At 64.8% G+C, this 10172-nt stretch carries 9 protein-coding genes; all 9 read left to right on the top strand.

The window, feature by feature from the left end; translation table 11 throughout:
- Positions 1 to 333: 333 nt before the first annotated feature.
- Complete coding sequence (locus AC30QB_RS15225) at positions 334 to 1152, top strand: NAD-dependent epimerase/dehydratase family protein (RefSeq protein ID WP_489547087.1); 819 nt, start codon at positions 334 to 336, stop codon at positions 1150 to 1152.
- 76 nt (positions 1153 to 1228) lie between these two features.
- Positions 1229 to 2206 carry a TRAP transporter substrate-binding protein gene (locus AC30QB_RS15220; RefSeq protein WP_489547086.1) on the top strand — a complete coding sequence of 326 codons (978 nt, stop codon included), beginning with the start codon at positions 1229 to 1231 and terminating at the stop codon, positions 2204 to 2206.
- A gap of 56 nt (positions 2207 to 2262) precedes the next feature.
- Positions 2263 to 2796: a TRAP transporter small permease gene (locus AC30QB_RS15215; protein WP_489547085.1), complete on the top strand. Its 534-nt coding sequence runs from the start codon at positions 2263 to 2265 to the stop codon at positions 2794 to 2796.
- Entirely contained in the window at positions 2796 to 4079 is a 1284-nt protein-coding gene (locus AC30QB_RS15210; protein WP_489547084.1) for a TRAP transporter large permease, read from the top strand. Before AC30QB_RS15215 ends, AC30QB_RS15210 begins: the two co-directional genes overlap by 1 nt.
- A gap of 13 nt (positions 4080 to 4092) precedes the next feature.
- Entirely contained in the window at positions 4093 to 5103 is a 1011-nt protein-coding gene (locus tag AC30QB_RS15205) for a lactonase family protein (RefSeq protein WP_489547083.1), read from the top strand.
- A 166-nt stretch (positions 5104 to 5269) separates the two neighbouring features.
- Positions 5270 to 6361: a porin gene (locus tag AC30QB_RS15200; RefSeq protein ID WP_489547082.1), complete on the top strand. Its 1092-nt coding sequence runs from the start codon at positions 5270 to 5272 to the stop codon at positions 6359 to 6361.
- Positions 6362 to 6454: 93 nt separating this feature from the next.
- A complete protein-coding gene (locus tag AC30QB_RS15195; RefSeq protein WP_489547081.1) occupies positions 6455 to 7423 on the top strand; it encodes a tripartite tricarboxylate transporter substrate binding protein in 969 nt (322 codons plus the stop codon).
- Positions 7424 to 7589: 166 nt separating this feature from the next.
- On the top strand, positions 7590 to 9119 hold the full coding sequence (garD, locus tag AC30QB_RS15190) for a galactarate dehydratase (protein WP_489547080.1): 1530 nt from the start codon (positions 7590 to 7592) through the stop codon (positions 9117 to 9119).
- Between the two features lie 74 nt (positions 9120 to 9193).
- Positions 9194 to 10171 carry a Bug family tripartite tricarboxylate transporter substrate binding protein gene (locus AC30QB_RS15185; RefSeq protein ID WP_489547079.1) on the top strand — a complete coding sequence of 326 codons (978 nt, stop codon included), beginning with the start codon at positions 9194 to 9196 and terminating at the stop codon, positions 10169 to 10171.
- The last annotated feature ends 1 nt before the right edge of the window (position 10172 follow it).

Genomic DNA, 10172 nt, shown 5'->3' with positions numbered 1-10172 from the left:
GTCAGCGCCACCGGCGCGATGCTGGACATCACGAACATTCTTCTCTTCATGCTGGGTCTCCTTCTGTAGGTTGATGGGTCAAACGGGATCGATCCGGGTCGCATCCTCTTTTTGTTGTACGTCATCGTATGACTAGGCGAACTGGTGTGCAATCCTTCACGGAATTAGCGCTTTCCCTTAGCCCCACCTGCCCTGCCAATCAGGGTAATCCCCTCGCTGCCCCAGCTTGACGCCGGGTGACCCGTCAGCGACCATCGCTTTGTTGTACGACAACCTACAACACCCGGTGGCGTTGCGGCTGCCGCTCTGCCCTTCCCTGCCTCTCGAATCGCCATGCCTGTCACCACCACGTCCATCCGCTTCCCCCGCCTGCTGCTCACCGGTGCTGCCGGCGGCCTCGGCCAGGTCTTGCGCCCGCGCCTCAAGGCCTATTGCGACACGCTGCGCGTGAGCGACATCGCCGAGCTCGGCAGCGCGGCCGCCGGTGAAGAAGTGCAAGCCGTGAAGCTCGAAGACCGCGCTGGCGTGCTCTCGCTGCTGGAAGGTGTGAACGCCGTGGTGCACCTGGGCGGCGTCTCGACCGAGCAGCACTTCGACCTGATCCTGCAGGCCAACATCGTCGGCACCTACAACCTGTATGAAGCGGCGCGCAAGCACGGCGTGCGCCGCATCGTGTTCGCGAGTTCCAACCACGTGACCGGCTTCTACCGCCAAGACGAGGTGATCGACGCGGCCGCGCCCATGCGCCCTGATGGCCACTACGGCATCTCCAAGGCCTATGGCGAGAACCTGGCGCAGTTCTACTTCGACCGTTACGGCATCGAAACGGTGAGCCTGCGCATCGGCTCGTCGTTCCCCGAGCCCAAAGACCGCCGCATGCTCGCCACCTGGATGAGCTTCGACGACCTGGAGCGCCTGGTGGTGGCCAGCCTCACCGCGCCGGTGGTCGGCCACAGCGTGATCTACGGCGTGTCTGACAACACCACCACCTGGTGGGACAACACCGCGGCACGCCACATCGGCTACCGCCCGCAAGACAGCTCGGAGCAATTCCGCGCGGCCGTGGAAGCACGCCAGGCCCCGCTCGACTTCAACGACCCGGCCGTGCTGTACCAAGGCGGCACCTTCGTGCGCACCGGCCCGATCGAGTGACACGTCACGACACGACACAACACGCGCCCCACACCACCCTTTCCATCGACCCCTCGCTACACCAGGAGACACACACATGAACTTGCGCAAACACCTGCTCGCAGCAGCCATCACCACCGGCTTGCTGGCCGCCAGCTTCAGCGCCACGGCGCAGACCATGAAGGCTGCAGACGTGCACCCCACCGGCTACCCCACCGTGGCGGCCATCGAGCACATGGGCCAGAAGATCGAGGCCGACACCAAGGGCCGCATCAAGTTCCAGATGTTCCCTGGCGGCGTGCTGGGCGGCGAGAAAGAAATGATCGAGCAGGCGCAAGTCGGCGCGATCCAGATCCTGCGCACCTCGCTCGGCCCCTTCGGCCCGGTGGTACCCGAGGTGAATGTGTTCAACATGCCCTTCGTGTTCCGCGACGAGGCGCACATGCACGCCGTGATCGACGGCCCCATCGGCACCGAGATGCTCGACAAGATCAGCGCCTCTTCGGCCAAGTTGGTCGCCCTGGGCTGGATGGACGGTGGCGCGCGCAGCCTCTACACCAAGAAGCCGGTGCGCACGCCCGCTGACTTGAAGGGCATGAAGATCCGCATGATGGGCAACCCGCTGTTCGTCGACACGATGAATGCGATGGGCGGCAACGGCATCTCCATGGGCTACGGCGAGGTGTTCACCGCGCTGCAAACCGGCGTGGTCGATGGCGCCGAAAACAACCCGCCCTCCCTCTTCACGGCCAACCACTACCAGGCCGGCGCGAAGTACTACACGCTGACCAAGCACTTGATCATTCCCGAGATCTTCGTGATGTCCAAGGTCAGCTGGGACAAGCTCAGCAAGGACGACCAGGCCATGTTCCGCAAGTACGCCCACGAAGCGCAGATGGAACAACGCGCGCTGTGGGACAAGACCGTGGCTGACTACAGCACCAAGTTGAAGGCCGCGGGTGTCGAGTTCATCACCATCGACAACAAGCCCTTCTATGAGGCCACCGCCCCGGTGCGCGCCAAGTACGGCGCGGCATACGCCGAGCTCATCAAGCGCATCGAAGCCACCAAGTAAAAGTGCCCGCCGGCCACGCCTGCGTGGCCGGCTCGCTGAACTCCTGAAGTTTGCCCATGGACCACCCCGTCAACCGCGCGCTCGACCGCCTGTACCTTGTGAGCATCTGGCTCGCCGGGACCGCGATTTTTTTCATGTCACTGATCATCCCTTGGGGTGTGTTCGCCCGCTATGTCCTGGGCACCGGCTCGCAGTGGCCCGAGCCCATCGCGATTCTGCTGATGATGGTGTTCACCTTCTTGGGAGCCGCGGCCGCTTACCGGGCCGGTGCACACATCGCGGTCGCCATGTTTACCGAGAAATTGCCAACGCCGCAGCGCAAGCTGGTGGGCGTGGTGGTCGACCTGTTGATGCTGCTGATCTGCGCTTTCGTGGTCTGGTACGGCACAGCGTTGTGCATCGAAACCTGGCGCCAGCCCATCGCCGAGCTCAGCTGGTTGCCCGTGGGCCTGACCTACGCGCCGCTGCCCATCGGTGCATTCTTCACGCTGGTCTTCGTGCTCGAGCGCATGGTGTTCGGGCCGCAAGGCGACCGGGCGGTGGTGCGCTACGAAGAGCAACTCATTGAATCTGCCGAGGCGGTGCGCTGATGGACACCCTGGTGCTGCTGGGCAGCTTCTTCTTGCTCATGATGCTGGGCATGCCCATCGCCTACGCGCTGGGCCTCTCAGCGCTGATCGGCGCGCTGTGGATCGATATCCCGCTAGACGCGGTGATGATCCAGCTCGCCTCTGGCGTCAACAAGTTTTCGCTGCTCGCCATTCCCTTCTTCGTGCTGGCCGGCGCCATCATGGCCGAGGGCGGCATGGCGCGGCGTCTGGTGGCGTTCGCTGGGGTGATGGTCGGCTTCGTTCGTGGCGGACTGTCGCTGGTGAACATCCTGGCGTCCACCTTCTTCGGTGCGATCTCGGGCTCTTCGGTGGCCGACACCGCCTCGATCGGCTCGGTGCTCATTCCCGAGATGGTAAAGAAAGGCTACCCGCGTGACTTTGCCACCGCGGTCACGGTGGCCGGCTCGGTGCAGGCGATTCTGATCCCGCCCAGCCACAACGCGGTGCTGTACTCGCTGGCCGCGGGCGGCACGGTGTCGATCGCCGCGCTCTTCGTGGCCGGCGTGCTGCCGGGTTTGCTGATGGGGCTCACCCTGGCCATCCTGTGCCTGTTCATCGCCAAGAAGAGAAACTACCCCAAGGGCGACGTGATCCCGCTGCGCCAGGCGGTCAAGATTTGCATCGACGCGCTGTGGGGAATGATGACGATGGTGATCATCCTCGGCGGCATCTTGTCGGGTGTGTTCACGGCCAACGAATCGGCCTCAATCGCCGTGGTGTGGGCCTTCTTCGTCACCATGTTCATCTACCGCGACTACCGCTGGCGCGATCTGCCCAAGCTCGTGCACCGCACCGTCAAGACGGTGACCATCGTGATGATCTTGATTGGCTTCGCGGCCTGCTTCGGCTACCTGATGACGCTGATGCAGATACCGCTCAAGGTCACCAACTACCTCACCAGCGTGTCGGACAACAAGTACGTGATCCTGGGGCTCATCAACTTGATGCTGCTGGTGCTGGGCTGCCTGATGGACATGTCGCCGCTGATCCTGATCCTCACGCCCATCTTGCTGCCGGTGGTGAAGAAGCTGGGCATAGACCCGGTGCATTTCGGCATGATCATGATGGTCAACCTGGGCGTGGGCCTCATCACCCCACCGGTGGGCACGGTGCTGTTCACGGGCGCTGCGGTGGCCAAGCTTTCCATCGGCAAGGTGTCGAAGGCGCTCACGCCCTTCTTCATGGCGCTCTTCGTGGTGCTGATGATGGTCACCTACCTGCCCTGGCTGTCGACCTGGCTGCCGCGGGCACTGGGCTTGTGAAGCCTGGCCGGGCATGATCAACGTCGTCTACGTCAGCAACGCCGACAGCGGCAGCATCTCGGTGCTGCAGCTCGACGAGCGCAGCGGCACGTTGTCGACCCTGCAGACCGTCGTCATCGAGGGCATGGTGATGCCCATGGCCGTGAGCCGCGACAAGCGTTTTCTCTACGCCGCAAGGCGCAGCGAACCGTTGGCGGTCGTCGCCTTCGGCATCGAGGCCCGCAGCGGTCATCTCACACGCCTGGGCGAAGCCGCGCTGCCGGCGAGCATGGCCAACATCGCGCTCGATGCGAGCGGGCGCTGGCTGTTCAGTGCGTCGTATGGCGGCAACCTGGTCGCGGTAAGCCCCATCGGGGCCGATGGTGTACCGGGGCCTGCAAAGCAGGTGATCCCCACCGGCCCGAAAGCGCATGCAATTTGCAGCGACGCGAGCAACCGCTTTGTGTTTGCCACCTCGCTGGGGGCGGGGCAGGTGCTGCAATTCAAGTTCAATGCCGCAAGCGGAGAGCTGGCGCCCAACCTGCCTGGCGCGCTCGCACTGCGGCCCGAGGCCGGGCCACGCCACTTTGTCTTCCACCCCGGCTCAGCCTGGGTTTATCTGCTCAACGAGCTCGACGCCAGCATCGACGTGCTGGCACTGGACCGCGAAGGCGGCGCGCTGTCGCGCCTGAGCACTGTCTCTACGCTACCGCCGGGCTTCGAGGGCGAGCCCTGGGCTGCCGACCTGCACCTCACGCCGGATGGGCGTTTTCTCTACAGCAGCGAGCGCCGCAGCAACACGCTGGCTGCGTTTGCCGTGCATGCCGACACCGGCCAACTCACGGCGCTTGGCCACACCCCCACACAAGCGCAGCCCCGCGGCTTTGCCATCACGCCCTCGGGCCGCCACCTGATCGTGGCGGGGCAGCTGTCGCACCGGGTAGGCGTGCACGCCATAAACGCGCAGAGCGGCGCACTCAGTTTTGTTTCTGAACACACGGTCGGGCAAAACCCCAACTGGGTTGAAGCCCTACAGCTGCCCTGACACCGCAGCGCCACCTTCACCGCAAGACCCGCCAGCCCCCCACCCTCCACCAATACCCCTTCGTTTTCAGACCCCGTGCGCCATGGCCGTGGCGCACGGGCTGGGCATCGCTTTGCCTGCCAACCAGAAACCATCGGCCATACAACTACCTTGAGGAGACACACACATGCACCCCCGACACTTTGAAAAAGCCGTTTTGGCCGCCGCCGTGCTGCTGGCCGCCAGCGCCGCACAGGCGCAGGCTACCGTCACGCTCTACGGCCTGGTCGACCTGGCCATCGACAACTACAAGGCCGGCAGCGCAGCCGGTGGCACCAAAGTCTGGAAGCTCAACGACGGTGTGGTCAACGGTCTCAACGGCTCACGCTGGGGCGTGCGGGTAAACGAAGACCTGAGCGGCGGCCTGAAGGCGGTGGCGGTGCTGGAAGGCGGCCTCTCGGCCGACACCGGCGCGCTGGGCCAGGGCGGCTTGGCCTTCGGACGCCAGGCGTACGTGGGCTTGTCGTCGGCATCGATGGGTGAAGTGCGCCTGGGCCGCCAGTACATCCTCGAAGACTCGACCATGGGCCTCACCAACCCCTTCGGCAACGCGGCGGTGAACAACCAAGGCACGGGCGTCACCAACATGGGCCGCGGCCTGCCTTTCTGGTTGAATGCGCCGCGCGCGAACAACGTCATCCAGTACCAGACGCCGACCTTCGGCGGCGCCTACGCCGCAGTGCAGGTCGCGCCAGGTGAAGGCACGGCCGACCGCTTCCACGGCTTCAAGCTCGGCTACGCTGCGGGCCCGCTCAACACCGCCCTGGCGTATGAGTGGGCCAAGTCGCGCACCACCGGCAGCAACAACAACAAGTCGCTCACCATCGGTGCCAACTACAACTTCGGCGCGGCGAAGATTCTGGGCGGCATCCAGCGCAACGCCAACCTCACCACCACCGCCGGCAACGGCTCCTTTACCGGCGCCAACCTGCTCGTGACCAGCGGCGCAGGCAGCTTCACCGCCGACGCCACCAAGGGCTACACGCTGGGTGTGGAAATCCCGACGGGGCCCATGACATGGGGCATCAACTACTCGGGCGTGAAGTACGAAGCCCCAAGCGGCGCCAGCGCCACGCTGGGCAAGGCCGCGTTGGCGGGCCGCTACGGGCTGTCGAAGAGCACCTTTCTGTACGCCGGCTTCTCGGTCTCGACCGGTGACCTGAAGGAGTACATCACCGAGAACCGCGTCATCCAGGCTGGCCTGCGCATGGCCTGGTAACGCTCGCGCCCTCTTCCGTTCGGGCTGAGCCTGGCGTAGCCCTTGGACCGGCTCAGGGCGAACGGAGCATCATCGACAAACTGGAGGTACCTCATGAACCGCAGACACCTGCTCTTGACCGCCCTGGCGCTCAGCCTCACCCCTGCCGCTTTCGCGCAGGACGCATGGCCCGCCAAGCCCATACGCCTCGTCGTGCCCTTTGCGCCAGGAGGCACCTCGGACATCATGGCCCGCACCATCGGCGACAAGCTGCAAGCGGTGCTGAAGCAGACGGTGATCATCGACAACAAGGCCGGTGCCGGTGGCGTGATCGGTGCCGACGTGGTGGCCAAGTCGGCACCCGATGGCTACACCCTGCTGCTGGGCACCATCGCCAGCCACGCCATCAACCCCGCGCTGCAACCCAAGATGCCCTACAACGCGGCGAACGACTTTGCACCCATCATCTTGCTCGGCAGCATTTCCAACGTGCTGCTGGTGGGCGCCGAGCAGCCCTACAAGAATGTGAAAGACCTGATCACCGCGGCCAAGGCCAAGCCGGGCAGCATTGCCTTCGCCTCGGCAGGGCAAGGCAGCTCGCAGCACATGTCGGGCGAAACCTTCAAGCTCTTGGCCGGTGCCGAGCTGACCCACGTGCCCTACAAGGGCAGTGCCCCAGCGATTCAAGACGTGATCGGCGGGCAGATCCCCATGAGCTTCGAGACGGTGACGGTGGCCTCGCCGCACATCCAGAGCGGCAAGGTGCGCGCACTCGCCGTGACCTCGGCCACGCGCAGCCCCGCCCTGCCCAACGTGCCCACGTTGCAAGAGGCCGGCGTGCCAGGCTTCGACGTGGCGAGCTGGCAGGCGCTGTATGCGCCCGCGGGCACTCCACCTGCCATCGTGACTCGCCTCAACAACGAGGTGGAAAAGATCCTGGCGCAACCCGAGGTGAAAACCAAGATGGACGGTCTCGGCCTGGTGCACAGCGCCAACACACCCGCGCAATTCGCGGTCTTCGGCAACGCCGAGCTGGCCAAGTGGGCGAAGGTGGTGAAAGACGGCAAGGTCAAGGTCGAGTGAAGCCCCCCAGTCGCTTCGCTCCTGCCCCCACGGGGCGCCGCCTAGCGGCCCGGCAAAGCCGGTTCCGCGGGCGTTGCTTGATGTGAGCGCCGCTTCGCTTGCTCGTACATTGCCGCGGTTGCGCGGTTGAACTGGAGTTCATGTGAGACCTCCTCTGTACATCACCATGCACGATCACGACAACGTCGCGATCGTGGCCAACGACGGCGGCTTGCCCATCGGCACCGTGTTTGCCTCGGGCCTGAAGCTCGTCGACAAGGTGCCGCAAGGCCACAAGGTCGCACTCGTCGACCTTGCCGCCGGTGAGCCCGTGCGGCGCTATAACGTGACCATAGGCCGCGCCGCACGCGCCATACCCGCTGGCAGCTGGGTGCACGAGCGCCTGCTCGAAATGCCCGAGGCCCGATCGCTCGAAGGCCTGCCCATCGCCACCGTGAAGCCACCGCCGCAGGCGCCGCTAGAGGGCTACACCTTCGAGGGTTACCGCAACGCCGACGGCTCGGTGGGCAGCCGCAACATCCTGGCCATCACCACCACCGTGCAGTGCGTGGCCGGCGTGCTCGACTTCGCCGTCAAGCGCATCAAGAGCGAGCTCATGCCTCAATACCCCCACGTCGACGACGTGGTGGGCCTGGAGCACACCTACGGCTGCGGCGTGGCCATAGACGCGCCCGATGCGCACATCCCCATTCGCACGCTGCGCCACATCAGCCTCAACCCCAACTTCGGCGGCGAGGTGATGGTGGTGAGCCTGGGCTGCGAGAAGCTGCAGCCCGAGCGCCTGCTGCCGCCGGGCTCGTTTGCCATCGTCGACGAGCGAGGTCTCGATGAAAAGCTCGACGTGGTGTGCCTGCAAGACGACGCGCATGTCGGCTTCATGTCGATGGTCGACGACATCATGAGCACCGCCGAAGTGCACCTCAGGCGCCTGGACGCGCGCCGCCGCGAGAGCGTGCCCGCGAGCGAGCTGGTGGTGGGCGTGCAGTGCGGTGGCAGCGACGCCTTCAGCGGCGTTACCGCCAACCCGGCGGTGGGCTTTTGCACCGACCTGCTGGTGCGCGCCGGCGCCACCGTCATGTTCAGCGAAAACACCGAAGTGCGCGATGGCGTGGACCAGCTCACCTCGCGCGCCGCCACGCCCGAAGTGGCCGAAGCCATCATCCGCGAGATGGCCTGGTACGACGCCTACCTGAAACGCGGCAGCGTTGACCGCAGCGCCAACACCACGCCGGGCAACAAGGCGGGCGGCCTGTCCAACATCGTCGAGAAGGCCATGGGCTCCATCGTCAAGAGCGGCAGCGTGCCGATCTCGGGTGTGCTCTCACCCGGCGACAAGCTGAAACAGAAAGGCCTGATCTACGCCGCCACACCGGCCAGCGATTTCATCTGCGGAACACTGCAGCTCGCGGCGGGCATGAACCTGCATGTGTTCACCACCGGCAGGGGCACGCCCTACGGCCTGGCCGAATGCCCCGTCATCAAGGTGGCTACACGCAGCGACCTGGCGCGCCGCTGGCACGACCTGATGGACGTGAACGCCGGGCGCATTGCCGATGGCGAGGCCAGCATCGAAGACGTGGGCTGGGAGCTGTTCCGCCTGATGCTCGATGTGGCCAGCGGGCGCAAGAAGACCTGGGCGGAACACTGGAAGCTGCACAACGCGCTGGTGCTGTTCAATCCGGCGCCGGTGACCTGACGACACGCCCGATCTTTTTTTCTTCTGTTTTTCCCGCCCGTCCTGGCACCTATCCACCACCCGGAGATCCATCCATGCACCGCCGACAACTTGCCAGCCTGGCCCTGTTCACCGTGCTGTCCGCAGCCCTGCCGACAGCCGTCATCGCGCAGGCCGACTACCCCAGCAAACCGGTGAAGATCATCGTCGCGTTTCCGCCGGGCGGCACCAGCGACGTGATGGCACGCATGATTGCCGATGAACTCGGCAAACATTTCAAGCAGACCTTTGTCGTCGAGAACATCGGTGGCGCCGGTGGCATCGTCGGCACCGACCGTGCAGCGCGGATGACGCCCGACGGCTATACGCTGGTGCAGACCGGGGTTGGCCAGAACGCCGTGGCACACGGCCTGGACCCGAATCTGAAATACAACTCGATGACCGATTTCGTGCCGATCACCCAGGTGCACTCGGGCCCGAACGTGCTGGTCGTGCACCCCGACACACCGTTCAAGTCGGTCAAGGACGTCGTTGCGTACGCCAAGGCGAATCCGGGCAAACTCGACTACGGCTTCACCCATGCGGCGTCGGGCCACATGGCCATGGAATTGTTCAAGCAGACCGCCGGCATCTACATGACGGGAATTCCATACCGCGGCGGCGGCCCGATGCTCAGCGACCTGCTCGGCGGCACGATCCCGATGATGTTCATCAACCAGGACGCAGCGCTGCAGCATGTCAAGGCCGGCAAGATGCGGGCACTGGCCGTGACCAGCGTGCAACGCAACCCCTTGTATCCGGACATTCCGACCATCGCCGAATCCGGCTACAAGGGCTTTGAAGCCCTGTCGTGGTCGGGTCTCTCGGCGATCAAGGGAACGCCGCAGCCCATCGTCGACAAGATTGAGGCGGCCATGGTGCAGATCATGCAATCGGACGCGATCAAGCAGCGCATGGGCTCGGTCGGTTTCATCATTCCAGCGCAGGGCGCCAAGCCCTATGCCGCCTTCATGAAGTCGGAGCTTGACACCTGGACCAAGGTGATAAAGGTCGCGGGTATCAAGCCGCAGTAAG

It is taken from the genome of Rhizobacter sp. (assembly GCF_046595475.1).
GTDB lineage: Bacteria > Pseudomonadota > Gammaproteobacteria > Burkholderiales > Burkholderiaceae_C > Rhizobacter.
This window is presented reverse-complemented; position numbering and strand designations above follow the sequence as displayed.

What these genes read in the sequence shown, in the direction of transcription:
- AC30QB_RS15185 (WP_489547079.1), top strand. Translation starts at nt 9,194, where the DNA reads ATGCACCGCCGACAACTTGCCAGCCTGGCCCTGTTCACCGTGCTGTCC.
- AC30QB_RS15205 (WP_489547083.1), top strand. Translation starts at nt 4,093, where the DNA reads ATGATCAACGTCGTCTACGTCAGCAACGCCGACAGCGGCAGCATCTCG.
- AC30QB_RS15195 (WP_489547081.1), top strand. Translation starts at nt 6,455, where the DNA reads ATGAACCGCAGACACCTGCTCTTGACCGCCCTGGCGCTCAGCCTCACC.
- garD (WP_489547080.1), top strand. Translation starts at nt 7,590, where the DNA reads ATGCACGATCACGACAACGTCGCGATCGTGGCCAACGACGGCGGCTTG.
- AC30QB_RS15220 (WP_489547086.1), top strand. Translation starts at nt 1,229, where the DNA reads ATGAACTTGCGCAAACACCTGCTCGCAGCAGCCATCACCACCGGCTTG.
- AC30QB_RS15225 (WP_489547087.1), top strand. Translation starts at nt 334, where the DNA reads ATGCCTGTCACCACCACGTCCATCCGCTTCCCCCGCCTGCTGCTCACC.
- AC30QB_RS15200 (WP_489547082.1), top strand. Translation starts at nt 5,270, where the DNA reads ATGCACCCCCGACACTTTGAAAAAGCCGTTTTGGCCGCCGCCGTGCTG.
- AC30QB_RS15210 (WP_489547084.1), top strand. Translation starts at nt 2,796, where the DNA reads ATGGACACCCTGGTGCTGCTGGGCAGCTTCTTCTTGCTCATGATGCTG.
- AC30QB_RS15215 (WP_489547085.1), top strand. Translation starts at nt 2,263, where the DNA reads ATGGACCACCCCGTCAACCGCGCGCTCGACCGCCTGTACCTTGTGAGC.